Origin of the sequence: Mesorhizobium sp. M0621 (assembly GCF_040320745.1) — a bacterium.
Classification (GTDB): Bacteria; Pseudomonadota; Alphaproteobacteria; order Rhizobiales; family Rhizobiaceae; genus Mesorhizobium.
Window position 1 is genome coordinate 1 of sequence record NZ_JAMYQF010000015.1, and the last position, 25,859, is coordinate 25,859.

22 protein-coding genes and 2 pseudogenes are annotated in these 25,859 nt (G+C 64.0%); 13 read left to right on the forward strand and 11 right to left on the reverse strand.

Annotated features, from left to right (window positions below; translation table 11 throughout):
• Positions 1 to 11: 11 nt before the first annotated feature.
• A pseudogene (locus tag NKI38_RS12965) lies at positions 12 to 272 on the reverse strand (transposase); the annotation flags it as partial.
• A 539-nt stretch (positions 273 to 811) separates the two neighbouring features.
• On the opposite strand from NKI38_RS12965, the gene NKI38_RS12970 reads away from it, so the two are divergent.
• The 9 genes from NKI38_RS12970 (at position 812) to NKI38_RS13010 (ending at position 12,171) form a co-directional block, all read left to right on the forward strand.
• The gene (locus NKI38_RS12970; protein ID WP_352658093.1) at positions 812 to 1,843 is read left to right on the forward strand and encodes a substrate-binding domain-containing protein; all 1,032 of its coding nucleotides are present in this window, start codon (positions 812 to 814) and stop codon (positions 1,841 to 1,843) included.
• Positions 1,844 to 1,940: 97 nt separating this feature from the next.
• Positions 1,941 to 3,476 (forward strand): sugar ABC transporter ATP-binding protein, encoded by a 1,536-nt coding sequence (locus tag NKI38_RS12975; protein ID WP_352658096.1) that lies wholly within the window; start codon positions 1,941 to 1,943, stop codon positions 3,474 to 3,476.
• Positions 3,477 to 3,552: 76 nt separating this feature from the next.
• Positions 3,553 to 4,476 carry an ABC transporter permease gene (locus NKI38_RS12980; RefSeq protein WP_352658339.1) on the forward strand — a complete coding sequence of 308 codons (924 nt, stop codon included), beginning with the start codon at positions 3,553 to 3,555 and terminating at the stop codon, positions 4,474 to 4,476.
• Between the two features lie 24 nt (positions 4,477 to 4,500).
• Positions 4,501 to 5,481: a sugar-binding transcriptional regulator gene (locus NKI38_RS12985; protein WP_352658099.1), complete on the forward strand. Its 981-nt coding sequence runs from the start codon at positions 4,501 to 4,503 to the stop codon at positions 5,479 to 5,481.
• Positions 5,478 to 6,473 carry an aldo/keto reductase gene (locus NKI38_RS12990; protein WP_352658102.1) on the forward strand — a complete coding sequence of 332 codons (996 nt, stop codon included), beginning with the start codon at positions 5,478 to 5,480 and terminating at the stop codon, positions 6,471 to 6,473. Before NKI38_RS12985 ends, NKI38_RS12990 begins: the two co-directional genes overlap by 4 nt.
• A 19-nt stretch (positions 6,474 to 6,492) precedes the next feature.
• Entirely contained in the window at positions 6,493 to 8,190 is a 1,698-nt protein-coding gene (locus NKI38_RS12995) for a glycerol-3-phosphate dehydrogenase/oxidase (protein WP_352658105.1), read from the forward strand.
• On the forward strand, positions 8,181 to 9,023 hold the full coding sequence (locus NKI38_RS13000; RefSeq protein WP_352658108.1) for a class I fructose-bisphosphate aldolase: 843 nt from the start codon (positions 8,181 to 8,183) through the stop codon (positions 9,021 to 9,023). The genes NKI38_RS12995 and NKI38_RS13000 overlap by 10 nt, the downstream gene beginning before the upstream one ends.
• A gap of 20 nt (positions 9,024 to 9,043) precedes the next feature.
• Positions 9,044 to 10,558 (forward strand): FGGY-family carbohydrate kinase, encoded by a 1,515-nt coding sequence (locus tag NKI38_RS13005; RefSeq protein WP_352658111.1) that lies wholly within the window; start codon positions 9,044 to 9,046, stop codon positions 10,556 to 10,558.
• Positions 10,555 to 12,171, forward strand: coding sequence for a GMC family oxidoreductase (locus tag NKI38_RS13010; RefSeq protein WP_352658114.1), 1,617 nt, complete (start codon positions 10,555 to 10,557; stop codon positions 12,169 to 12,171). Before NKI38_RS13005 ends, NKI38_RS13010 begins: the two co-directional genes overlap by 4 nt.
• A 5-nt stretch (positions 12,172 to 12,176) precedes the next feature.
• Here the strand turns inward: NKI38_RS13010 and NKI38_RS13015 are convergent, their stop codons facing one another.
• A complete protein-coding gene (locus NKI38_RS13015) occupies positions 12,177 to 13,094 on the reverse strand; it encodes a LysR family transcriptional regulator (protein ID WP_352658117.1) in 918 nt (305 codons plus the stop codon).
• 159 nt (positions 13,095 to 13,253) lie between these two features.
• Here NKI38_RS13015 and NKI38_RS13020 point away from each other — a divergent pair, with 159 nt between their 5' ends.
• Complete coding sequence (locus NKI38_RS13020; RefSeq protein WP_352658120.1) at positions 13,254 to 13,892, forward strand: DsbA family protein; 639 nt, start codon at positions 13,254 to 13,256, stop codon at positions 13,890 to 13,892.
• Positions 13,893 to 13,926: 34 nt separating this feature from the next.
• Positions 13,927 to 14,522: pseudogene (locus NKI38_RS13025) on the forward strand (NAD(P)-dependent oxidoreductase).
• A gap of 231 nt (positions 14,523 to 14,753) precedes the next feature.
• Here the strand turns inward: NKI38_RS13025 and NKI38_RS13030 are convergent.
• From NKI38_RS13030 to NKI38_RS13055, 6 genes are all read right to left on the reverse strand, one after another.
• Positions 14,754 to 15,260 carry an L-2-amino-thiazoline-4-carboxylic acid hydrolase gene (locus NKI38_RS13030; protein WP_352658123.1) on the reverse strand — a complete coding sequence of 169 codons (507 nt, stop codon included), beginning with the start codon at positions 15,258 to 15,260 and terminating at the stop codon, positions 14,754 to 14,756.
• Complete coding sequence (locus tag NKI38_RS13035; protein WP_352658126.1) at positions 15,257 to 16,042, reverse strand: ABC transporter ATP-binding protein; 786 nt, start codon at positions 16,040 to 16,042, stop codon at positions 15,257 to 15,259. The genes NKI38_RS13030 and NKI38_RS13035 overlap by 4 nt, the downstream gene beginning before the upstream one ends.
• Positions 16,039 to 17,052 (reverse strand): ATP-binding cassette domain-containing protein, encoded by a 1,014-nt coding sequence (locus NKI38_RS13040; RefSeq protein ID WP_352658129.1) that lies wholly within the window; start codon positions 17,050 to 17,052, stop codon positions 16,039 to 16,041. The genes NKI38_RS13035 and NKI38_RS13040 overlap by 4 nt, the downstream gene beginning before the upstream one ends.
• Entirely contained in the window at positions 17,049 to 17,879 is an 831-nt protein-coding gene (locus NKI38_RS13045) for an ABC transporter permease (RefSeq protein WP_352658132.1), read from the reverse strand. Before NKI38_RS13045 ends, NKI38_RS13040 begins: the two co-directional genes overlap by 4 nt.
• Entirely contained in the window at positions 17,876 to 18,862 is a 987-nt protein-coding gene (locus tag NKI38_RS13050; RefSeq protein ID WP_352658135.1) for an ABC transporter permease, read from the reverse strand. The genes NKI38_RS13045 and NKI38_RS13050 overlap by 4 nt, the downstream gene beginning before the upstream one ends.
• Positions 18,863 to 19,123: 261 nt before the next feature.
• Positions 19,124 to 20,734 carry an ABC transporter substrate-binding protein gene (locus NKI38_RS13055; protein WP_352658138.1) on the reverse strand — a complete coding sequence of 537 codons (1,611 nt, stop codon included), beginning with the start codon at positions 20,732 to 20,734 and terminating at the stop codon, positions 19,124 to 19,126.
• A 373-nt stretch (positions 20,735 to 21,107) separates the two neighbouring features.
• On the opposite strand from NKI38_RS13055, the gene NKI38_RS13060 reads away from it, so the two are divergent.
• The gene (locus NKI38_RS13060) at positions 21,108 to 22,301 is read left to right on the forward strand and encodes a M24 family metallopeptidase (protein ID WP_352658141.1); all 1,194 of its coding nucleotides are present in this window, start codon (positions 21,108 to 21,110) and stop codon (positions 22,299 to 22,301) included.
• Positions 22,302 to 22,501: 200 nt separating this feature from the next.
• On the opposite strand, the gene NKI38_RS13065 is transcribed toward NKI38_RS13060, so the two are convergent.
• From NKI38_RS13065 to NKI38_RS13075, 3 genes are read right to left on the reverse strand one after another with little or no spacing between them, the layout of a single operon-like run.
• Positions 22,502 to 22,918, reverse strand: coding sequence for a cupin domain-containing protein (locus NKI38_RS13065; RefSeq protein ID WP_352658143.1), 417 nt, complete (start codon positions 22,916 to 22,918; stop codon positions 22,502 to 22,504).
• On the reverse strand, positions 22,915 to 23,787 hold the full coding sequence (locus NKI38_RS13070) for a phosphoenolpyruvate hydrolase family protein (protein WP_352658146.1): 873 nt from the start codon (positions 23,785 to 23,787) through the stop codon (positions 22,915 to 22,917). Before NKI38_RS13070 ends, NKI38_RS13065 begins: the two co-directional genes overlap by 4 nt.
• A gap of 10 nt (positions 23,788 to 23,797) precedes the next feature.
• Positions 23,798 to 24,994 (reverse strand): Tm-1-like ATP-binding domain-containing protein, encoded by a 1,197-nt coding sequence (locus tag NKI38_RS13075; RefSeq protein ID WP_352658150.1) that lies wholly within the window; start codon positions 24,992 to 24,994, stop codon positions 23,798 to 23,800.
• 83 nt (positions 24,995 to 25,077) lie between these two features.
• On the opposite strand from NKI38_RS13075, the gene NKI38_RS13080 reads away from it, so the two are divergent.
• A complete protein-coding gene (locus NKI38_RS13080) occupies positions 25,078 to 25,767 on the forward strand; it encodes a TetR/AcrR family transcriptional regulator (RefSeq protein ID WP_352658153.1) in 690 nt (229 codons plus the stop codon).
• Positions 25,768 to 25,859: the final 92 nt, after the last annotated feature.

Genomic DNA, 25,859 nt, shown 5'->3' on the forward strand with positions numbered 1-25,859 from the left:
GGGCGTCACCATTTCTTTCCCACAAGATCCTTCAACGCGGCATTGTCGAGCATGGCGTCGGCCAAAAGCCGCTTTAGCCGCGTGTTCTCGTCCTCCAGCGCCTTCAGTCGCCGAGCCTCGGAGATATCCATCCCGCCGAAGCGGGCCTTCCAGTTGTAGATCGAGGCGTCGCTGACCCCGTGCTTGCGGCACAGATCGGCAACCGATACCCCGGCCTCGTGTTCCTTCAAAATTCCGATGATCTGCTCTTCAGAGAAGCGGCTACGTTTCATGTCCTGGTCCTCTCGATGGGCCAGAACGAACTTCAAACCGGATTAGATCAGAGGGGCAAGGTCACTCATGATCAATCCCCATGTCGCTGACCGGAAGCGGCTTTTGCTCGTCCGTGCGTCGCCCTGCCGCCCAACGCAGGATTCCTAACGAAGAGAGCGTCAAGCTCCAAGCCGAGCAGATGCCACCAACACGCGACCGGACGCCAGACTATGAAGGCGCTGCCGGCGATCGGCTCACCGCGAACGTCCCTCCAACATTCCATCTCCGCTTCGCCGTCAAGCGAGAATGCCCTGCCAAAAAGTGCGAGACCTTGGCCCCGACCGCGACCGGCCTCATCGAACCAGAACGTGTGGTGTCTCGTAGCGCGTATGGTGTGAAATATATTTCAATATGTGAATTATATTGACAGTACGGAACGGCACTGTAATGTCCCGATCGTCGGCTTTCGGAGGAAGGTCGGCGTCATCAAATCCATACGGCAGCGCTCATTGAGCGCCTGCGACGGTCATTGAGGATGGCTTCGGCCAAGGGAGGAAACTTGCGCAAATTTCTGAGCACGCTCGCAATCGCGGCGGCTGCATCGACCTGCTTTGGGCCGATGCTGGCACGCGCCGAAACCCCTAACCCGTTCAAATGCGAGCCGGGTGAAAAATACGTCATGAACGTCATGGTCTCGGGCGTTGAATACTGGTTCCCGGTCTATGAAATGTTCAAGCAGGCTGGCCAGCAGTTCGGCTGCGAGACGGCTTATACGGGTACGCCCGAATACGACGTCAACAAGCAGATCGCGACCTTCGACCAGGCGCTGGCACAGAAGCCGGCCGGCATACTGGTGCACCCGATGAACTCCGATCCGTTCATCGAGCCGATCAACCGCGCCATCGAGCAGGGCACAGCGGTGGTGACCTTCGCCGCCGACTCGCCGAATTCCAAGCGCGTCTCCTACATCACCTCCGACAACAATGCCGAAGGCACCTATGCCGCCGACGCCGTTGCCAAGGCGATGGACGGCAAGGGCGAATATGCCGTGCTGGAAAATCCCGGTCAGGACAATCACGACAAGCGCGTCAACGCCTTCGTTGCCCGCATGGAAGCCAAATGGCCTGATATGAAGCTCGTCGGCCGCGCCGCCTCGAACCAGGATCCGACCAAGGCCTATCAGGCGGTTCTGAGCCTGGCCCAGGCGCATCCCGATCTCGGTGCCGTGTTCATGCCGGAAGCCAACTCGGCCATCGGTGCTGCCCAGGCGGCCAAGGAAGGCGGCGGCAAGATCCGCGTCATGCTCGCCGACGTCAATGCCAAGATTCTCGACATGATCAAGGCCGGCGAGATCTTCGGCTCGGTCAATCCCAATCAGGGCATGCAAGGCTATATGGGCTTCATGCTGTTGTGGATGGCCAAGCATCCTGGCCTGATCGATCCGATGAACGACGCCCAGCGTTCGGGCTTCAACTCGATGAGCGTGCCCTTCGTCGACAATGGTTTCTCCATCGTCTCCAAGGACAATGCGGACGACTTCTACTGGGACAAGTATCTCAAGCGTCGCGGAACCAAGGGCATCGAGGAATAGTCTCGATCTCTCGTTCCCGACCCTTGCAGAGTCGGACCAGATAGGAAGGAGGCTTCGGCCTCCTTCCCCTCAGCAATCGCCTTCGCAGGAGCATGGCGTGACCCTGGCACCCATTCTTGAAATCCGCGGCCTGTCCAAGGCGTTCGGCCCGGTCAAGGCGCTGAGCGACGTGCGGTTCGAGCTGCGGCGCGGCGAAATCCACGCGCTGTGCGGCGAGAACGGCGCCGGCAAGTCGACGCTGATGAACATGATCGCCGGTGTGCTGCAGCCCGACGAGGGCGACATCCTGATCGATGGCGAGCCGCTCTCGATCCTCTCACCCGCGGCCGCCCAACGTCTCGGCATCGCGCTCGTCCACCAGGAGATCGCGCTCTGCCAGGATGCGACGGTCGCCGAAAACATCTACATGGCCGCGATCAACAGCCGGCGCGCGCCGCTGATGAATTTTCAGAAGCTTTATGCCGATGCCCAGAAGGTCATGGACCTGCTCGCGCCCATTCCGGTGCGCACCAGGGTCGCCGACCTCTCCATTTCCAACCAGCAGCTCGTCGAGATCGCCAAGGCGCTGACGCTCGACTGCAAGGTGCTGATGCTCGACGAGCCGACCGCAGCGCTCACCGAAAGCGAAGCGCAGCGCCTGTTTTCGATCGTGCGCGGGCTCAAGCACCGCAGCATCTCGGTGGTCTATATCAGCCATCGCATGGCCGAGATCTTCTCGCTGTGCGACCGCGTCACCGTCTTCCGCGATGGCCGCTACGTGGCGACCGATGCGATTGCCGCCGTTTCCCCCGATGACGTCGTGCGCAAGATGGTCGGCCGCGAAATCACTCAGCTCTACCCCGACAAGCTGGCGCCGCAAGAGCCCGGGCGCCTGCTCCTCTCGGTGGAGGGGCTTTCCGATGGCCGCCGCTTCGCCGGCGTCGATCTTCAGCTCCGCGCCGGTGAAATTCTGGGCATAGGCGGCCTGATCGGCGCCGGCCGCAGCGAGATCGCGCAAACGGTCTGCGGCCTGAGGCCAATGACGTTAGGAACCGTTGCGCTCGACGGAAAGCAGCTGCGGCTGTGCGGCTATGGCGATGCGGTCAAGGCGGGGCTGGTCTACCTTTCGGAAGACCGCAAAGGCTCCGGCGTGTTCCTCGATCTGCCGATCGCGGCGAACATCTCGGCGCTTGACCTTGGCAGGGTGACCGGGCCACTCGGTCTGCTCGATCGCAAGGCCGAGGATCGTCAGGCGAGGGAACTGACCGGCAGGCTCGGCGTGCGCATGGCTGGCATCGAGGCCGCCGTCTCGACGCTGAGCGGCGGAAACCAGCAGAAGGTCGCCATCGCCAAGCAGCTGTCCGTCAGCCCCAAGGTCATCATCATGGACGAGCCGACACGCGGCATCGATGTCGGCGCCAAGGTGGAGATCCACCGGCTGCTGCGCCATCTCGCCGGCAGCGGTGTCGGCGTCGTCGTCATCTCGTCGGAACTGCCGGAGCTGATCGGCCTGTGCGACCGCGTCATCGTGGTGCGCGAGGGCAGGATCGCCGGCGAACTCACAGCCGGCGAGCTCGGCGAGGAAGCCATCATCATGCTCGCCTCGGGCGTCCAGGACAGTTCAACTCAAAGGCAGGCTCAGAATGTCGCCTAGGGAATCAGGAGAAGCGCTCGTGCACGCCGAGATCAAGGCCGCCGGGCGGCGCATCAATTTCGCTCAGCTCGCATCGATGCGCGAGGCCGGGCTGATCGTCATCATCCTGGCGCTGTGCATCGCCATGAGCTTCGCCTCGCCGCATTTCCTGACATGGGGCAATTTCCGCGCCATGATGATGAGCTTTTCCATCGAAGGCATCGTTGTCGTCGGCATGACGATCCTGCTCATTGTCGGCGGCATCGACCTTTCCGTCGGCTCGGTCGTGTGTTTCTCGATGGTCGTCTCCGGCGCGCTGTTCCTCGCCGGCCTCGATCCCTGGACGGCAAGCCTGATCGGCATTGGCGTCAGTGCACTGATTGGCGCGGCGATGGGCTTCTTCGTCACGGTGATAGGCCTCAATCATTTCATCACGTCGCTGGCGGCCATGGTCATCGTGCGCGGCATGTGCCTGGTCGTCACCAAGGGCACGCCGCTTTCGCTGTTCACCCTGCCGCCGGCCTTCAAGGCCGTCGGTCAGGGCAGCTTCAACAACATCCCCTATGTCATCCTGATCTTCGTCGTCGTGGTGGCGATCTTCGACCTCCTGCTGCGCCGCGCCACGGCCTTCCGCAAGGTTTTCTACACCGGCTCCAACGAGAAGGCCGCGCAGTTCTCCGGCATCAGAACCAATCAGGTGAAGTTCTGGGTCACGGTGCTGTGCTCGACCCTCGCCGGACTGGCCGGCGTCATCTACATGGCGCGCTTCGGCGCGGCGACGCCGACCTTCGGCGCCGGCATGGAGCTCAACATCATCGCCGCGGCCGTCATCGGCGGCGCCTCGCTGAATGGCGGCTCGGGCACCATCTTCGGAGCGATCCTCGGCATGGCACTGCTCTCGGTGGTGACGAGTTCGCTTATCCTGCTCGATATCTCAGTCTATTGGCAGGACATGATCAAGGGATGCATCCTGCTCGCAGCCGTATCGATCGATCACTTCCTGCACCGCAAGAAGTCCTGAACTCCAGAGGCACCGAACAAGGCCATGGCCCCACCCAACACCCGCGACGACATCGCCGCTGTCCGCCAGATGCACCAGGCGCTTGTCCTGCATTATGTCGAAGGCAAGACCCAGGCCGAGATCGCCGGGGAACTCGGCATCTCGCATGCCACCGTCAACCGGCTGATCAAGCGCGGCCATCAGCTCGGCCTCGTCGAGATCAAGATCAAGTCGCCGATCGACCACCTGGTCGACCTCGAAGCGCGGCTGGTGGCGCTCGGCGGCATCGAGCGGGCGGTGGTCGTGCCGTCGGTCTCCGAAAACCCTCACACAGCTCTGCAGCGGGTCGGCGAGGCGGCGGCGCGGTTGCTGCTCGACACCATCAAGGATGGCGACACCATCTCGATCACCGGCGGCAAGGGCGTCAGCGCGCTGGTCGCCGGCCTCAAGCCGGGACGCCGATACGATGTCGAGATCATCCCGGCCACCGGGCTGGTGCAGGGCAAGCACTATACCGACGTCAATCACGTCGCCTCGCTTATGGCCGACAAGCTCGGCGGCCGCGCCTATCAGGTTCATGCGCCGCTGTTTGCCGATACCGCGCAGCAGCGCGAGATGCTGATGGGCATCAGCTCCGTCGCAGACGTGTTTCGCAAGGCGCGCGAGGCCGATGTCGCGGTGGTGGGCGTCGGCTCCATCCTGACCGACGATTCCAGCTACTACGATCTGCATCCGTCCTCGAACGCCGATCGCCAGGCGATCGAGAAGTCCGGGGCGACAGGCGAATTGCTCGCCCATCTCATCGATCGCCAGGGCAAGCTCTGCAACTACTCGCTCAACCGTTCGCTGGTCTCGCTGACGCTTGACGAGTTCGCGACCATCCCGCGCTCTATCGGCATCGCCAGCGGACCCAGCAAGGTCGCACCGATCCTGAGCGCGATGCGCGGAAACCATCTCGACACCATCGTCACGGACGAGGCCACCGGGCTCCAGATCCTCGAGCTGGCCGGACAGGAGGCAGCATGAATTCTCGACAGATCCAGCGACAGATCGGCAAGTCAGGCATATCGGCGTCGGCCGTGGGCCTGGGCACCTGGGCCATTGGCGGCTGGATGTGGGGCGGCACCGACGAGAAGGAGTCCGTGCGGGCGATAGAGGCCTCGATCGATGCCGGCCTCAGCCTGATCGACACCGCACCGGCCTACGGCCTTGGTCGCAGCGAGGCGATCGTCGGTACCGCCATCAAGGGTAAGCGCGACAAAGTGGTGATCGCGACCAAATGCGGGCTGAACTGGCATTCGGGTAAGGGCGGCTATTTCTTCGACCAGGACGGCAAGCCGGTGCATCGCTATCTCGGCGCCGACGGCATCGCCTATGAGGTCGAGCAGAGCCTGCGGCGTCTCGGCACCGATCATATCGACCTCTACATCACCCATTGGCAGGACCCGACGACGCCTATCGCCGAGACGATGGCGGTGCTGGAAAGACTGAAGGCAGCCGGCAAGATCCGCGCCATCGGCGCCAGCAACATCGGCGCCGGGGATCTCGGCCACTATATCGACGCCGGCCAGCTCGATGCGATCCAGGAGCGCTATTCCATGATCGACCGCGACATCGAGAGCAGCCTGCTGCCGATCACCCGCCGCCATGACATCGCCACCCTCAGCTACTCGTCGCTGGCGCTGGGCCTGCTCACCGGCGCGGTCGACCCCGGCCGTACATTCGGTGGTGACGACCAGCGCAAGGACAACCCACGCTTCTCCACAGCCAACCGGCAAAAGGTCGCAAGGCTGAAGGAGGCAATCGCCCCCATTGCCATCGGCCATCAAGCGTCGATGGCGCAGATCGTCATTGCCTGGACGCTTGCCCAGCCGGGGATCACGTTCGCCCTGTGCGGCGCGCGCAACCCCGAACAGGCGCTCGACAATGCGCGGGCCGGCGCGATCACGCTTGCGGCAAGCGAGCTTGCGGCCATCGACGCCGCGGTAGCCGTGCATCTCACGGCGATGGTTGCCTGAGCAAAAAGGCAACAGTCCAATGAACCGTAGCCAAACAACAGCCGCTCTGCGCGACCGGCCGGACATTGCCGTGCTCGTCATCGGCGGCGGCATCAACGGCATCAGCGTCTTTCGCGAACTGGCCCTGCAAGGCGTCGATGTCGTGCTGGCGGAAAAGGGCGACTTTTGCAGCGGCGCCAGTGCCGCGCTTTCGCGCATGGTGCATGGCGGTCTGCGCTATCTCGAGAATGGCGAATTCAAACTGGTGCGCGAATCGCTGCTCGAACGCGACCGCCTGCTAAGGAATGCGCCGCACTATGTGGCGCCATTACCAACGACGGTGCCAATCTTCGATATGTTTTCGGGTCTTGCCAATGGCGCGGTGCGTTTCCTCGGGCTGACGCGGCGGCCGAGCCGACGCGGCGCGCTGGTCATCAAGACCGGCCTTGCCATGTACGACCTGTTCACCTCCGCGCGGCGACTGATGCCGACGCACAGGTTCAGGGGGCGAGCCGAGACCCTAAAGACATGGCCGGCGATCAATCCGGCGATCCGCAACTCGGCGACCTATTACGACGCCTGGGTGAGCCGGCCCGAACGCCTCGGCCTGGAGATGCTGCTGGATGCCACGGCGAGCGCGGCGAACGCCCGCGCCTTGAACTATGCACAGGTATCATCGACCGGTGACGGCCTTGCCATTACCGACACGCTGACCGGCGAAGAACTGCCGGTGCGGGCGCAACTGGTCATCAACGCCACAGGCGGCTGGATCGACCTGACCAACAAGGCCATCGGGGCCGCGGCCCCGAGGATGATGGGCGGCACCAAGGGCTCGCACCTCATCGTCGACAACGCAGAACTGTTCGACGCGCTTGGCGGCCACATGGTCTATTACGAGAACGAGGACGGCCGCATCTGCATCCTGTTTCCCTATCTCGGCAAGGTGCTGATCGGCTCGACCGACATCCGGGTCGACGATCCGGACCAGGTCCGCTGCGAGGAGGACGAGCAGCGTTACATCCTGCAGTCGCTCGCTTTCGTCTTTCCCTCGATCAAGGTCACCGAAGGTCAGATCGTGTTCCGCTTTGCCGGCGTGCGTCCCTTGCCCGCCAGCGAAGACAGTTTTACGAGCCGCATACCGCGCGATCATTTTTGCGAGTTCGTCGAAGCGAACGGGCATCTGCCGGCGACGCTTTGCATGATCGGCGGCAAGTGGACCACTTTCCGTTCATTTGGAGCGCTGGCAGCCGATATGGCGTTGAAGCGACTGGGACTCGTGCGCAACATGGGAACGCAGGACATGGCTATCGGTGGCGGCCGTGACTTTCCGGCCGACCCGGAGGCCTGGTGCGCGTCATTCGCCGCCGAGCACGGCCTGCCGGTCGAGCGCGCGCACACGCTTCTGCAGCGCTACGGCACCTCGGCCAGCGATTTCGTTTCGCACCCGGCAGGCGAACATATGCTGCCGCAGTCGGACTATTCGGCAAGCGAGATCGGGCACATCATCGAGCGTGAGCATGTCGAGTGCCTTGCCGACCTGTTCCTGCGCCGCACCACCATCGCCATTTCGGGTGGCCTCGGCTTCGCCCTCATCAACGCCGTTCTCGACATGCTGGCGGCGCACAAGGGCTGGAGCGCCAGCGAGGCTACCGCCGAACGATCGACCTTCCTCGCCTTGCTGGCCGACCGGCACGGCATCGATCTCCAGACGCACCAAAGGAGCGCCCTATGCGCGTGAACAAGAAAGTCCGCATGAACCGGCTGTTCGGCGGTGGCCGCTGCCTCGACGTGGCTATCGATCATGGTGTCTGCAACGAGCCGAGCTTCCTTGCCGGGCTCGAAGACATGGCCGGTGTCGTCGCCCAGCTGGTCAAGGCCGGCCCCGACGCCATCCAGATGAACTACGGCCAAGCCGATCTGCTGCAGTCCGTACCGGGCAAGGACAAGCCGGCGCTTGTCATGCGCATCGACATGGGCAATCCCTACAACAGGATACGCCACCGGGCGATGTGGGCGGTGTTGCAGAACGAGACCGAGCCCTTGCTTGGCGCCCTCGAAATGGATGCGGCTTGCGTCGTGGTCAATCTGTTCATGCTGCCCGACGAGCCTGACTTGTTCCGGCAATGCGTGCAGAACATTGCCCGTGTGCGTGCCGACTGCGAGAAATACGGCCTGCCGCTGATGATCGAGCCGCTGGCCATGCTGCCGGTTGCCGAACATGGCAGCTACATGGTCGACGGCGATGCCGAAAAGATCGTCACCTTGACCCGGCTTGCCCGCGAGATGGGCGCCGATATCATCAAGGCCGATCCGACCACCGACCCCAACGATTTCCACCGTGTCGTCGAGGCCGCGCGCTGCCCGGTACTGGTGCGCGGCGGCGGCAAGGAGGACCTGCGCGCCGTGTTCGACAAGTCGGCTGCCTTGATGGCGCAGGGTGCGCTTGGCATGGTCTATGGCCGCAACATCTACCAGCATGCCAATCCGAGCGCCGTCGTGCGTGGGCTGATGGCGATCATCCACGACGATGCCGATGGTGCCGTCGCCTGGGACCTGTACAAGCAGGCATAGGCCGGTATCGGGAGGAGCCAATGGGTAAGTATATTCTCGGCCTCGATGCCGGCAACACCGTCATCAAGGCCATCCTCTTCGACCTGTCGGGGCGCGAGCTGGCACTTGCCGCCCGCGACGGCCGCTCGTCCATGCCAAAGCCCGGACATGTCGAGCGCGACCTCGACGAACTCTGGCGCAACGCGGTTTCGGTCATCGGTCAATGCATCGCCCAGGCGGGGGTCGATGCCGGCGATATCGTCGCCATCGGCTGCGCCGGCCATGGCAACGGGCTCTACGCGCTCGATCGCACGGGTGCACCGCTGATCGGCATCCAGTCGCTCGACACACGCGCGGTCGGTGTCGTTGCCGAATGGGCACAACGGAATGTCGGCGACCGCACCTATGCACACTGCCTGCAACGGCCGTGGGCGGCGCAGACGCCGACCCTGCTTGCCTGGCTCAAGCGCTTTTCTCCGGCGCTGTTCTCTGGGATAGGCACGGTTTTCCTGTGCAAGGATTTCGTCGTCAACCGCCTGACAGGCGCGCGCAGCAGCGATACCTCTGATATGTCGGGTTGCGGCCTGCTGCAGATGCGGGACCGGCGCTACGAGCCGGACCTGCTTGCCGCCTACGGGCTCGGTGATTGCATGGACCTGCTGCCGCCGGTGCTGGAATCGGCCGACATTGCCGGACATATCAGTGAAGAGGTGGCGACCCTGACGGGACTGCGCGCCGGCACGCCCGTCGTGGCCGGCCTGTTCGACGTCGTCGCCAGCGCGGTCGGTTCGGGCGTGACCAGAACCGGTGCCGCCTCGGTCATCGCCGGAACCTGGAGCATCAACCAGGTGATCACCGACGAACCGATCCGCGACCCTTCGATTTTCATGCTGTCGACTTTCGATCGCCAGCGCTATCTGGCGATCGAATCCAGCGCGACCTCGGCCGCCAATCTCGAATGGATCGTTCGCGAATTCCTCGAGCATGGCGGCGAAGCCGGCAAGTCGCCGTTCGAATTGTGCAGCGAACTCGTCGCTTCCGTCGATCCGAACAGCGACATTCCGATCTATCATCCCTTTCTGTATGGCTCGCAACAGAATGGCCATGCGCGCGCCGGCTTCTACGGCATTGCAGGCTGGCACGGCCGAGTTCATCTGCTTCGTGCGCTGTTCGAGGGCGTCGCCTTCGAGCACAAGCGCCATGTCGAGACCTTGCACAAAGCGGGCGCCGACTTCGACGCGGTGGTGCTGTCCGGCGGCGGCTCGCGCAGCACGGTCTGGCCGCAGATATTCGCCGATGTGCTCGGCGTACCCGTTACCGTGGCGCGCAGTCGCGAGACCGGCGCCCTGGGAGCGGCAATTGCGGCGGGCACCGGCGTCGGTATCTTCGCCGACTACAGCACGGGCGCCGCGGCCATGACGGCCGCCGCCCGGCACTTTGTACCCAACGAGGCGGTTGCCGACGCATACGCACGGCGGTATCGACTGTACGGCGAGATCAACCAGGCGATGACCCCGATGTGGGAGCGAATCGCCGCACAGCAGGCACGCACGTGAGCGAAGCTTCACCGTCCCCGTTCGGCGTCTACGACTACGTCATTGTCGGCGCCGGCTCCGCCGGCTGCGTGCTCGCCAATCGGCTCTCCGCCGATCCGCGCAACAGTGTGCTGTTGCTCGAAGCCGGCGGCAGCGACCGCTACCACTGGGTCGATATCCCGATCGGCTACCTCTTCTGCATGGGCAACCCGCGCACCGACTGGATGATGAAGACCGAGCCGGAAGCTGGTCTCAACGGGCGCAGCCTCAACTATCCGCGGGGCAAGGTGCTTGGCGGCTGTTCATCGATCAACGGCATGATCTACATGCGCGGCCAGGCAGCCGACTATGATGGCTGGCGTCAGGCCGGCAATGCCGGCTGGAGCTGGGACGATGTCCTGCCTTATTTCCTCAAATCGGAAGATTATCACGGCGGCAAGAGCACCATGCACGGAAGCGGCGGCGAGTGGCGAGTCGAACGGCAGCGGCTGTCATGGCCGATCCTTGACGCCTTCCGGGACGCGGCCGAGGAACTTGGCATTCCGCGCACCGACGACTTCAACACCGGCACCAATGAAGGCTCGGGTTATTTCGAGGTCAACCAGAGGAACGGCGTGCGCTGGAACACGTCGAAGGCGTTCCTGCGCGGTATTGCGGCGCGCAAGAACCTGCGGGTGGTGCTCGGCGCGGAGACGGAACGGCTCGAATTCGACGGCCGGCGCGTAACCGGACTGGTGTTCCGAAAAGACGGTGGCCTGCACCGCGTGTCAGCCGGCCAGACCATTCTCGCCGCCGGCGCCATCAACTCGCCGAAGCTGCTCGAACTGTCGGGGGTGGGCCGCCCGGACCTGCTTTCGAGCCTTGGCGTGGATGTCCGCCACGCCTTGCCGGGCGTTGGTGAAAATCTGCAGGACCATCTGCAGATCCGCACCGTCTTCAAGGTCGCCAACACCGCGACGCTCAACCAGCGCTACCACAATCTGTTCAGCCGTGCATCGATGGGGCTCGAATACGCGCTCAGGCGCAGCGGGCCGCTGTCGATGGCACCGAGCCAGCTCGGCATCTTCGCCAGGAGTGATCCGCGCCTCGAAACACCTGATCTCGAATACCATGTGCAACCGCTGAGCACCGACCGCCTGGGCGAGCCGCTGCATCGGTTTCCAGCAGTGACAGTATCGGTCTGCAATCTGCGCCCGGAAAGCCGAGGTACGGTGCATGTGGGATCGTCCGACGCGCATGAGGCGGCGAAGATCCGGCCGAACTATCTTTCCACCGAGGGAGACCGCAACGTGGCCATAGCTTCGCTGCGCCATGTCCGCCGCTTGATGAAGGCCCGGGCCGTGGCGCGCTTTGCGCCGGAAGAGATGCTGCCCGGCGCGCAATATGACAGCGACGAAGACCTCATCCGCGAGGCCGGCGATATCGGCACGACGATCTTCCACCCCGTCGGTACCTGCAAGATGGGTTCGGACCCGATGGCGGTGGTCGACGACGGCCTGCGAGTTCACGGGCTTGCTGGCCTGCGCGTGGTCGATGCCTCGATCATGCCGACAATCGTTTCGGGCAACACCAACTCTCCGGTCGTCATGATCGCGGAGAAGGCAGCCGAGATGATCCTGCAAGAGGCCCGCTGACGGCGTCACGCCATGGCGACGCCGCGCGATCGCCTCTTCTCGACGGCCGCGAGCAGGTCAACGAAGGCGCGCACCTTGGCGGGCCGGAACCGGGCCGGTGGAAACACGGCATGGATGCCGCCGGTGGGCAAGGTCCAGTCGGCAAACACCGGCACCAGCCGTCCCTCAGTGATATCGTCGCTGACGCTGTAATCCGGAAACACGCCGAGCCCGATGCCGGCAAGCACGCAAGCCAGGGCAGCCGGGCTCTTGTCGCACATGATGACCGGATTGAGCTCGGTCAGCACCGTTTCACCATCCCTGGAAAACAGCCATTGGCCGATGCCGCGCAGCTGGACGTTGCCGACCCAGGCCAGCGATCTTGCCTGGCGCGGCGTCACGTCAGGCGGCAGGCTTGCCGCGAAGCCAGGGCTCGCCACCACGACCTGCCGTATCGTGCCCAGGCGCCGCGCCTGGTTCGAGGAATCCGTGAGCCAGCCGACACGGATGCCGAGATCGATCTGCTCGTCCACCAGATTGCTCACCGCGTCGTCGAAGATCGCCTCGACGCGCATATGCGGATAGGCCCTGAGATAGGCCGCCATGACCGGGGCCACCATCTTGGTGCCGTAGTCGAGCGGCGCGGTCAATCTCAGCGTTCCACTCGGTTCGACGGTTCCGCGCGAGATTTCGCCATAGGCCGCCTCCGCTTCCCGCAAGATGATCATCGCGCGGTCATAGAACAGGCGGCCCTCCTCGGTCGGCGTGACACGCCGTGTCGTGCGCTGCAACAGCGTTGCGCCCAGTTCCTCCTCAAGCTTGCCGATCTGATGGCTGACCACAGCCTTGGCGACGCCAAGCCGGTCGGCCGCCGCGGTGAACGAGCCGGTTTCCATTACCGTGGTGAAGTAGGCGAGCCGATTGAGGTTCAGAAGTTCGGCCAAGGCGGCACCATTTGTATGATTGGATCAGACAGTTTGTATTATTGAGTGCTATTTTTCGCAAGAACGCCATTTGCCATATATCGGCCAACACGTTCGACAGGCGCAGCAGCCCAATATCCCGAACCAAGCCGGTGTCCCACACCAAGGATGGCAGCGATCATGAGCAGTTCAGAAGTGACCTACCTTTTCGATCCGCTCTGCGGCTGGTGCTATGGCGCCACCCCGATGCTCGACGGACTGTTGGCCAGCGGCCTGCGCGTCGAGCTGCTGCCGACCGGCCTGTTCTCCGGCGCCGGCGCGCGTCCGATGGATGAAGGTTTTGCCGCCCATGCCTGGGCGAACGACCAGCGCATCGGGCGCCTGACCGGACAAGTGTTCACACCGGCCTACCGGCACAATGTCCTTGGCGTCCGCGGAACCCTGCTCGACTCGCATGCCGCTACGCTCGGTATCAGTGCCGCCGGCCTCGAAGATCCCAGCCGCCGGCTTGCCGCACTGAAGACGATCCAGCGGGCCCGCTACGTGGATGGACGCGATGTCGTGACGACCGGCGGTGTGGCCGAGGTGCTCGCCGCCGCCGGCATGGCGGACGCTGCCGAGATGCTCAAGGCGCCGACCGAAACATTGCTGACGGCTTGCCGCGAGATGGTCGGCCGCGGCCGCGCGCTGTTCCAGCGCCTGCATGCCGATGGCGTGCCTTCGCTGGCGGTCATCCGCAACGATGCGCCCCGGCTCATCGGTTCGAACGCACTGTTCGGCAGCTTCGACAATCTCGTCGCCCATATCGCGGCGGCGTGATCCCAGCAAATTTTCAACAAGGGAACTGAAAGACATGGCAAAAGTCGCTCTCATTGGTGCATCCGGCGCAGTCGGTTCGCGCCTTCTCAAAGAACTCTCCGATCGCGGCCACACCGTCACCGGCATTGCGCGCAACCCGGAAAAGATCGCGGCGCTGCCACGCGTGACGGCCAGGAAGGGCGACGTCTTCGACGAGCAGGGTCTTGCCGATCTGATCCGCGGCCATGATGTGGTGATCAGCACGGTGCATTTTCTGGACAGCGACGCCGACACGCTGATTGCCGCTGTGCGGGCCTCCGGCGTGAAGCGCTATCTCATCGTTGGCGGCGCCGGCAGTCTCGAAGTCGCGCCGATACCCCCGAATTCCCTGATATCTACAAGGCCGAAGCGCAGAAAGGCGCCGACTTCCTGGACAAGTTGAAGACGGTCGGCGACCTCGATTGGACGTTCCTGTCGCCATCCGCCATGTTCGTCCCGGGCGAGCGCACCGGAAAATTCCGCCTCGGCAAGGACACGCTTCTCGCCTCGGACAAGGGCAGCAGCATTTCGTTCGAGGACTACGCCATCGTTATGGTCGACGAGATCGAGAAGCCTGCCCATATCCGGCAGCGCTTCACCGTCGGCTATTGATCGAACAGGCGTCGGCCGGGGGTAAATAGAAGCCCGCCGCCGCCAGGCGCGCCAAGGCTTCGCGGACGCCGACGCGCCGGTAGGTCTCGGTGACGAGGCCGTCTTGTCTCAGCGCCTCGCGGCGGCGTTCAACGAAGGCGCGTTCCTCGCTGGTCAGGTCGTGCTCGTGCTTGCGCAGTCATTCCTGATAGGACGGATCGACCTCCTTGATCGGCTTGGCGGCCTACTGAGCTATCCGGCATCCCTGTCTGTCAGCGCGATATGACAGCAACCGGAGCCGTGGCCTGGTGTCCAGGTGACATTGTCGAAACGCACGCCGGTCGCCTCGAACAGGCCGCGGTCAAAGGCGCCGGCGATACGGCAGAGCGTTGCGAGTTTTTCGTCATTAAGCCCAGCCTCGACCCAGGCATCTTTCAGCGGGCAGCGTTTCACCTTGAAGGCGATGCGATCATCGCTGCGTTCGACATCGGTCGGGTACATCAGGCCGCCATCCGGACTGACGGCCAGGAAGGCCTCGCCGATCGCGCGTGCGTCATTAGGGCCGAAGCCGGCGAAGGCGGCTGCGGCCACTTCCTTGCCGCGCTGTTCGATGGCGCGGATCATGACCGCTTCGGCCTTTTCGGCGCCTAGTTCTCCTGTCAACTCGTCGAGGAACAGGCGGTACAGATCGGCTCGGTTGCGAAAGGCGGAATCGAGTTCGCGCGACAGTTTCTCGGCTCTGGCTTCGGGATCGGTCATGATGCGTCCTGTGTGGTCCGGTTCAATCTCGGTGCGGCCGCCACAAGCGCCTTGCCGATGGCCGATTGCGGTGCGCCGATGACGGTTCGGGCATCGCCGCTCTCGGCAATCCGCCCGGCGTCGAGAAGGACGACGCGGTGGGCGATGGCGCTGATAACGCCGAGATCATGTGAAATGAAGAGATAGGCGATCTGTTCCTGGCGTTGCAGGTCAAGCAAAAGGTCGAGGATCTGTCCGCGCACGGAAACGTCGAGCGCCGACACCGCTTCGTCGAGCACGATCAGCGACGGTTTCGTCGCGATGGCGCGCGCAATGGCGACGCGCTGCCGCTGGCCACCGGAGATTTCATGGATGGCGCGGGTGGCGAGGTCGGCCGTCAGCCCGACACGCTCCAGCAAGACGGCGATGCGGCGCGGGCGCTCGGCGCGGGAGGCGATGCCATGGATGCGCAAGGGATCGTCGAGTACGCGTGCCACCGTGGCGCGAGGGTTGAAGGCGGCAAGTGGATCCTGGAACACCATTTGCAGGCGTGCGCGACGCGCTCGTAGCGCCGCGCCAGTCAAAGCCAGGAAATCATTCCCTTCGAAGTCGATGCGGCCAGCGTCCGGCTCGATCAGCCGCAGCACCAGCCGCGCGATGGTCGACTTGCCGCTGCCGGAGGGCCCGGCCAGCGCCAGCGTCTCGCCGGGGTCGATGTGAAAGGAGACATCGTCGATGGCAGCGATGGCCTTTTTGTCGCGACGGTAGCGTTTGGTGAGGTTGGACACGGTCAGCAGGCTCATGCGTGGAGCTCGGCTCGGTTCAGCAACGGCTTGGCGTCGAGGCCGATATGGGCGTCGAGCAGCGCGCGTGTGTAAGCTTGGCCAGGTGCATTGATGATCTGCGCCGTCGTGCCAAGCTCGATCAACTGGCCATAACGGAAAACGGCGATGCGCTCGGCAAGCTCGGCCGCCAGCGCGATGTCGTGGCTGATGAACAGCAGCGTCATGCCGTCCTCGGCCACCAGGCGCCGGATCAAGGCAACGATCTCGGCCTGCACGATGGTATCGAGCGCGCTGGTCGCCTCGTCGGCGATCAGCAATTTCGGACCGGCCGCAATGGCCGCAGCAATCGCCACACGCTGCTTCTGGCCGCCGGAGAGCTGATGTGGGAAGGCGCGCAAGGCGGCATCCGGATCGGGCAGGCGGACACGCTCCAGCAAGTTTTTTGCCTTCGCATACGCTTGTGCCCATGTGAGGCCGAGATGGGTGCGCGCGACTTCGGCGATCTGTTTGCCGATGGTCATGACAGGGTCGAGGCTGGCGGAGGGATCCTGGAAGACGAAGCCGATGTCGCGGCCGAGGAGGGGTATGCAGCTCTGTTTGAAGGGAGACTTTCGGACTTCGCGCTCTACGAGGCCCCCCTCTGTCCTGCCGGACATCTCCCCCTCAAGGGGGGAGATTGTGCCCTTATCTCTGCTTTCGCCAACTACGCTGGCAGTAGGGGAGGAACCGACAGTGGAACTGCCAATCTCCCCCCTTGAGGGGGAGATGTCCGGCAGGACAGAGGGGGGTGCCTTGGCACCCAACGTTGGTGGCATAAACCAATCGATGCGGCCTTCAATCCTGGACGCAGCCGGCAGCAGCGCGGCAATGGCCAGTGCCAGCGTGCTCTTGCCCGAGCCGCTTTCGCCGATGATGGCGAGGCGTTCGCCAGCGGCGATGTCGAGGCTGACGCTCTTCAGTGCCGCCACCTCGCTGCCGTCGCGGCGGTAAGTCACCGTCAAGTCGCGGATCGTAGCCAGGGCGGTCACGAAAGGCCTCTCCTGACTGCCGTCGTCTCGACGATGCCTTCACCAGCGAGATAGACGCCGAGCACGGTCAGAACCAACGCTATGCCCGGAACGATCGACAGGAAGGGTGCGGTGCGCAGGACGGCGCGGCCTTCGGCGATCATGCCGCCCCAGGTGACCCGGTTAGGGTCGCCCAAGCCGAGGAAGGACAAGGCCGCTTCGGTGAGGATCGCGGCGGCGACGATCACCGACGACATCGCCAGCACCGGTGGCAAGGCGTTGGGCAGCACCTCGCGAAAGGCGATCGCCAGCGGGTGCATGCCGATGACCCTGGCCCCGGCGACATAATCGCGTTCGCGAATGGAGAGGACTTCCGCGCGGGCCACTCTGGCAGGTCCGGTCCAGGTGCCGAGCGCGATGGCAATCACGACGATGCCGAGTGACGGTCCGACGACGCTGACGAAGGCCAGCGCCAGCAGGAAACTCGGCACGGTCTGGAAGGCGTCGGTGATGCGCATCAGCACCTCGTCGACGAGGCCGCCGGCAAAGCCGGCCAATGTGCCGACCACCGCGCCGACGACAAGTGCGGCCACTGCTGCCGCGAGCCCGACGGCCAGCGACGTGCGGGCGCCATGAAAAAGCTCGGCCAGCACGTCGCGGCCAAGCCGGTCAGTGCCGAGCGGCAGCGACCAGTCCTGGAAGGGCGGCAGCAGTGCGGGGCCGGCGATGGCTTGGGGATCGCCTGGGAACAGCAGCGACGCCGACAGCGCCATGGCAATCAGCGCCGCGAGGAGGATGGCACCGGCAACCGCCTCAGGCGCGCGCAGAAAGCGGCGGAGCAGGCTCATGCGCGGGCCTCGCTCGCGCCGACGCGCGGATCGAGGAAGGCATAGGCGATGTCGACGAGAAGGTTGATGACAATGACCAGGACGGCGCTGGTGAGGATAATGCCAAGCAGAAGCGGCGTGTCGCGGGAGGCGACTGCCTCCTGCGCCAGCCGGCCGAGGCCGGGCACGGAAAAGACGCTCTCGATGACGACGCTGCCGCCGAGCATCTGCGCCGATTGCAGGCCGAGCATGGTGACCAGCGGCAGTAGTGCGTTGCGGGCGACATGGGCGAGAACGATGCGCCGGCGGGATAGCCCCTTGGCGCGGGCGGCCAGGACGAAATCCTGCCGCCAGACCTCGGCCATGCCGGCGCGCATCATGCGCAGATAAAGCGCCAGATAGATGAAGCCGAGGGCAGAAACCGGCAAGACGAGATGGATGGCGATGTCGGCTGCACGGTCGAGACCCGTCTTGTCCGAGGCCAGGGTTTCGATGCCGCCGATCGGCAGCCAGCGCAGGTCGACGGCAAAGACGACGATCAGCACCAGGCCGAGCCAGAAACCCGGCACGGCATAGAGCGCCAGCGAGCCGATCGACAGGAAGCGATCTCGGAAACTGCCTGGCCGCGCACCGGCATAGATGCCAAGTGCCGAGCCAAGCCCGAAGGAGAGCGCGGTGGCGCTGACCATCAACAGCAGCGTATTGGGCAGGCGTTCGAGGATGACGTCGCGGATCGGTCGGGAGAACGTCACCGACTGGCCGAGATCGAGATGCAGCAGCGCCCAGAGATAGTTGGCGAGCCGCGTCAGCTCCGACTGGTCGAGGCCCCAGCGATGGCGCAACAGCTCGATCATGCCGGCGTCGCCGCCGGTCGACACGATATAGGCATCGACCGCGTCGCCGGGGGCCGCTTCGAGCAGCAGGAAGGTGCCGACGACGACGATCAGCAGCACGAAGATGCTGCCGGCGAGGCGACGGCGAAGGAGGGTTAGGGCGCGGGTCATGGGAGCGTCGAGGGGGCGCGACGATCAAAAGAAAGGTCGCGCGCGTGCACCCCCCTCTGTCCTGCCGGACATCTCCCCCTCAAGGGGGGAGATCGGAAGGCATTTGCGGTTTCGCCAATCTTCGACGTTGCAGGCAAATCAGCCGACGACGCGGCCAGCCAATCTCCCTCCTTGAGGGGGAGATGTCCGGCAGGACAGAGGGGGGCCTCGTAAAACGCAACCCCTACGATCATTCCGCGAACTTTCATCCGCGAAATACTGTCACGATTCCAGATACGTGTCCGCCCAGTTCGACACCGCCCAGCGTGGGTTGTTGGCGATGTTGCCGACCGTGTCGCGGGCGACGCTGATAAAACTCCATTCGGCGACGTTGATCAGCGGCAGGTCGGCGGCCACCTCCTTCTGGAACTCCTTGTAGAGGTCGGTGCGGGCAGTGGTTTCGAGCGTCTCGGATGCCTTGGCGATGAGGGCATCGAGCGCGTCGTTCTTGTAGCCGCCCTGGTTGGAGAACGGCACGCCGTCGGGAATGCCGCTCTGCACCAGGATGGTGGTGGAGATCGCCGGGTCGCCACGGAACACCGGCGGGCCGACGGCGAGGTCGAAGGCGTGATCTGTGTAGACGGCCTTGATGTGGCCGGCCGAGTCGTTGTTGACCAGTTCCGCGTCGATGCCGATGGCGGCCAGCGCCTGGCGCAGATAGTCGCCGAACTGCTTGGTCTCGTTGAAATAGGGCGCGGGCAAAAGCTTCAGCGAGAAGCGGTTGCCGTCGGCGCCTTTCTTGTAGCCGGCCTCGTCGAGCAGCGCGTTGGCCTTGGCGACGTCGAAGGCGTAGGTCGGCACGTCGGCGGTGTAGAATTGCGGATCGTTCTTCGGCACTGGGCCGGTGGCGGCGGCGGCATAGCCGAGGAACACCGTCTTGACGACGAAATCCTTGTCGATGGCATGCGCGATCGCCTGGCGCACTTTCACGTTGGCCAATTCCTTGCGGCGATGGTTGATCTCGACGACGAGCTGATAGGTGAGCCCCTCATAGCCCTTGGAGATCACCTTCAGGCCTGGAACTTTAGCGATGCGGTCCAGATCGGCCAGCGGCACGGCGGAAAAGGCTGCGAGCTGGATCTCTCCAGCCTCCAGCGCGCTCGCCGCGGATGTGCGATCCGGCAGCACCTGGTAGATGATCTCATCGAGATAGGGCTCGTCCTTGCCCCAGTAATCGGTGTTCTTCGTCAGCCGGTAGTACTGGCCGGCCTTGTACTCGCCGAATTTGAACGGCCCGGTGCCGATCGGCGCGTTGTTGGCCGGGTTGTCCTCGATCTTGCCGACCTCGTAGATGTGCTTTGGCACCACGCTGCTCAGCGCCGGCAGCGCGTTGCGGATCAGCTGGAAGGGTGTCGGCTTGGCGAATTTGAATACGGCGGTGAGATCGTCCGGAGTTTCGACGCTGGCCAGATCCTTGAACACGGTGCGGCCAAGATTCTGCAGCGGCTTCCAGATCTGCAGCGCCGAGAAGGCGACGTCGGCCGAGGTGAATGGCTTGCCGTCATGCCACTTGACGCCGTCGCGCAGTTTGAACGTCGCCGAGAGCCCGTCGGCGGCACCTTCCCAGCTCAGCGCCAGCCGTGGCGCGAGCCCGTCCTTGCCGTCGAATGAGGCTTCGGCCAGCGTTTCGACGATCTTGCTGGAGATGAAGAAGACGCCGTTGGAGGCGACAATCGCCGGGTTGAGGTTGCGTGGTTCGGAGTCGGCGGCAAGCACCAGCCGGCCACCCTTCTTCGGCGTCTGCGCCCGGCCTGATATTGGCATGGCGGTGGAAGCCAGCAGCATCGCCGAACCGGCAAGCATCGTGCGTCTCGAAATCGTGAAATCTGACATGATCGAACTCCGTCCTCTCCGCGACCCGACCGGGTGCGCCAATACCCCTCAGACCCGGCAAGTCCGCCGGCATCCTTGCGGCGGCGATTATGGGCCTTGCCGAGGGTTTCGCCAGAGACGGAATTGGCGCATCCTCGCTTGGCTTTGAAATTTTCATCCGCTGGACCAGTTTGGAGGAAGCGGTTCTATCAGACCATTCTGGTAGGACCAGATTGACCTGATATGCGACGGATGACGACGTGGTGACGTCGAGTTGTGCTATTTCGCCTCTTTCTGGATGGACCAGCGCGGGCAAAATGGTGCAGATTTGATCCAAAGCCAACGGATCGGGAGCGGAACAGCCGGCGATCCCAAGCAATTCAGGGAGAGAGAGATGAACATTGCTCCGGGCGGCAAGAATGCGGTCGGCAATATCCCGTTCGACCACGCAAGGGTCGACCGGTTGATGGAGGAGGCCGGCATCGATGTGCTGCTCGCCACCTCCAAGCACAACACGCAGTATCTGCTGGGCGGCTACAAATTCATCTTCTTTGCCGCCATGGATGCGATCGGCCACAGCCGTTACCTGCCGATCGTCGTGTACGAAAAGGGCGGGCCGGACCATGCCGCCTATATCGGCAACCGCATGGAGAGCAGCGAGCATCAGAACAACCCGTTCTGGACGCCGACGCTGCACGCCGCCTGCTGGGGCACGCTCGATGCCGCCAATCTCGCGGTCGAACACCTACGGAAGATCGGCAAGACGGGTGCCCGCATCGGCATCGAGCCCGGCTTCCTGCCGTCGGACGCCTATACGCTGATCCGCAAGGCGTTGCCGGATGCCAAGCTGATCGATGCGACCGACATGCTGGAGCGCATGCGCGCCATCAAGACCGATGCCGAGCTGGAGAAGCTGCGCACGGCCTCTGAACTGATCACCGATTCCATGCTGGCGACCATCGCCTGGGCGCGCGAAGGCACGACCAAGAGCGAGATGATCGAGCGGCTGCGGCGCGAGGAAACCAATCGCGGTGCGCATTTCGAATATTGCCTGCTGACACTGGGCTCCAGCCACAACCGCGCCGCCTCGCCGCAAGCGTGGAAGAAGGGCGAGGTGCTGTCGATCGATTCCGGCGGCAATTTTCTCGGCTATATCGGTGACCTCTGCCGTATGGGCATTCTGGGCGAACCGGATGCCGAACTCGAAGATCTGCTGGCTGAGGTCGAGACGGTGCAGCAGGCAGCCTTTTCAAAGGTCAGGGCAGGCACGCTGGGTGGCGACATGATTTCGCATGCCGAGGGTGTGCTGAAAGCGTCGAAGATCGCGGCCTATACGGATTTTTTCGCCCATGGCATGGGCCTGATCACGCATGAGGCACCGTTCCTGATGACCAACCACCCGGTGACCTATGAGGGCACCTATGCGGCAAAGCCGCTGGAGAAGAACATGGTGCTGTCGGTCGAGACGACCATGCTCCACCCGACGCGCGGCTTCATCAAGCTGGAAGACACGCTGGCGGTTACTGAGGGCGGCTACGCGATGTTCGGCGATCGTGGCAGGGGGTGGAACAGGGGCGCGACCATCTAGCTGCTACTGAAGGGCGCTGCCCCTCACCCGGATTGCCATCCGAATTGAATTGCGAAGAGCAATTCGGGGCAATCCGACCTCTCCCCGAGGGGAGAGGAGGGAGCCGGCGATGATGCTCGTCTCTTCTCCCCTCGGGGAGAAGGTGGCCGCGAAGCGGCCGGATGAGGGGGCCTCCCAGCAAACGCGGGACGGAGGAAAGATCACTGCCCCGCCGGGATCAGCCTGAAATCCGGCAGTTCGCGCAGGACCAGTTCCGGGCCGGCCGGCGAATAGACGACGAAAAGCTGCATCGGCCCGTCACCGGTGTTGAGCGTCGAATGAAAGCGGCTTTCCGGCACGTAGATGGTGCAGCCGGGGCCGACCTTCTCGACCACCGGATTGCCCTTCTCGTCCTCGACCATCTGCTCGCCATGACCTGATATGACGAAGATGATTTCCTCGGCGCCCGGATGGTTGTGACGCGTATGGCCCTTGCCCGATGGCAGGTCGACGACGCCGCCGGAAAAGCGCGTCGCGCCATTGACCTCGGGCGCGACCGTCAGCGCCAGTCTGCCCCAGTCAAAGCCGAAGGCACTGACATCCTTCGGGTAGACAAACACCTTGCTCTTGTCGGTCATCTCATCACCCCTTCTTCTTTCTTCATATTCCCGTCGCCGCCAAGCGTCACGGCCTTGAAATCCGCCGTCTGTCTTGCGATCGCCGCCTCGGCCGGCAGCCGTTCCATCGAGCTGGCGCCATAGAAACCGTGCAGGCCCTTGCAGCGATCGAGGATGTAGCGGGCGTCGTCCGGCATCGAGATCGGCCCGCCATGGCATAGCAGGATGATATCCTTGCGCACCGAGCGGGCCGCGTTGGCGATGGCGTCGATCTCGACGACGCAATCATCAAGCGACTTGGCCGAGGTGGCGCCGATCGAGCCGCCGGTGGTCACGCCCATATGGGCGACGACGATGTCGGCTCCGGCCTTGGTCATGGCGCGGGCCTCGTCCGGGTTGAAAACATAGGGCGTGGTCAGGAGGTCGAGCTTGTGCGCCTCGGCGATCATGTCGACCTCGAGCCCGAAGCCCATGCCGGTCTCCTCGAAGCTTTGCCGCATCTGGCCGTCGAACAGGCCGATAGTCGGAAAATTCTGCACGCCGGAAAAGCCCATGGTCTTCAGCTCGGCCAAGAGCAGCGGCATGATGACGAAGGGATCGGTGCCGTTGACGCCGGCCAGCACCGGCGTCTTCTTGACCACCGGCAGCACCTCGTAGGCCATCTCCTTGACGATCTCGTTGGCATTGCCATAGGCGAGCAGGCCGGCGGCCGAGCCGCGGCCGGCCATGCGGTAGCGGCCGGAATTGTAGATGATGATGAGGTCGATGCCGCCGGCCTCCTCGGCCTTGGCCGACAGGCCTGTGCCGGCGCCGCCGCCGACGATCGGCACGCCCTTGTCGATCATTCCCCTGAATCTCTTCAGTATGTCCTTACGCGGTATGGCGGGCATGACTTGGATCTCACTGTCTGGCGATGTCGAGGAAGGCTGATGTTGCCGCCTTGGCGAATTCAGGGTCGTTGATGTGCAGCGGCAGGCGTGTGACGCGATGCCTGCCATTCGGCTTGATGGTGCGCTCGATGGCTTCGAACAGGACGGCGTCGGCTTCCGGATCAAAGAAGGCGCCGCCTTCGATGTCGAGCGCCGAGACACCCTTTTCAGGGATAAGGAAATGCACCGGCCCCTCGCAGCGGGCGAGCCTGCCGCCGATCCATTCGCCGATCGCGCGGCATTCCTGCGCCGTGGTGCGCATCAACGTGACGTTGGGATTGTGTTCGTAGAACAGTCGACCGCGATAGCGCTCCGGAATGGTCGAAGGCGCCCAGAAATTCACCATGTCGAGCGCACCGACCGAACCGACATAGGGCAGCCTGGTGCGGGCGATCGCTCCGAAACGATCCTCCGTCGCTGGCAGCACGCCGCCAAACAAGAGATCGCAGACTTCCGTGGTGGTGATGTCGACGACGCCGGACAGCAGGTCACTGTCTGCCAGCTTCTCCATGCTGCGGCCGCCGGTGCCGGTGGCGTGGAAGACCATGCAGTCATATCTAGAACGAAGCTGGTCGGCGATGGCGGTCACGCAAGGGGTGGTGACGCCGAACATGGTGAGGCCGATCGACGGCTTGCCGTCGGGCGGTGGCGCCGGCGTTGCCGCCATGCCCGATATCGCCTGGGCGGCATTGTGCAGGATGACGCGGGACAGCCGGTTCAGTCCGGCCATGTCGGTCACCGCAGGCATCATGATGATGTCGGAAACGTCGACGTAAGGCGCAGTATCGCCGGAGGCGAGCGTCGAAACCATGATCTTGGGCAGGCCGAGCGGCAGTGCACGCATGCCCGACGTGATGATCGAGGTGCCGCCGCCGCCGCCAATGCCGGTCATGGCGGCAATATCGTTTCGCGATTGGGCAAAGCGGGCAAAGGCGATGCCCATCGCGGCGACCGCTGCGCCGCGATCATTGCCGCCGAGCACGGCGTCACGGCCGCCGGGATGATGGCCGGCAATTTCCTTTGCGGTGATGTCGACGGGAACTGTTGCTTCGCGTGTTCCGACATCGACGCGGGACACGGCGGCACCGGTGGTGGCGATCGCATCGGCCAGGAAGGCGAGTTCCTCACCCTTGGTGTCGGCGGTGCCCACCGCATAGATGCGCTTCATCGCGTTTCCCCGCCGGCTGTTTGCCCGACCTTCCGGCAAGCGAAGGCCATTGCAAATTTTTGAGACGCGCGTATCGTATTGATATGGATGTCTCACGTCAACAATCCACAGCGAGCGATGACACCGAGCGGGGAGGCGGCCCGACGATAGAGCGCGGGCCGCGCGCGCGCACGAAACGGCTGATGCTGGAGACGGCGACGAGGCTGATGCAGGCGGGCGTCACGCCCTCGGTCAGCGAAGTCGCCGAGGCGGCACAGGTTTCCCGTGCCACCGCCTACCGGTATTTCCCGAGCCAGGCGGCACTGGTGCAAGCGGTAGTCGACGAGGGGCTAGGGCCAATCCTCACCTGGCAATCGACCTCCGCGGATGCGGAGCGCCGGGTCGCCGAGCTGTTCGACACGGCCATGCCGCGCATCGAGGCTTTCGAAGCGACGTTCAAGGCGGCGCTGAAGCTGTCGCTCGATCAGTGGGCGCGGCGGCAGGCCGGCACGCTGGACGGCGAGCCGGCTTTCACGCGTGGTCACCGCATCGACTTGCTGAAAGAGGCGATCGCGCCGCTCAAGGGCCGTTTGCCGCCGCGCGACTTCAAGCGGCTGGCGCAGGCGCTGTCGCTGATGTTCGGCGTCGAGGTGCTGATCGTGCTCAAGGATATCTGGGGACTGGACAGTCGCCGGACGATGTCGGTCGCGCAATGGGCGGCCGGGGCGCTGGTGCGTACGGCGGTCGCGGAATCGATCGGTGAGGGAGACAGCATCGATCCGCGGCAATCGTGAAATAGCTCTATCTGGTTCGACCAGATTTGCATGCCGACTATCGATATTAACCGCAGTGCGGGGTGCCGGGCAATGCCTGTTTGTATCACTGA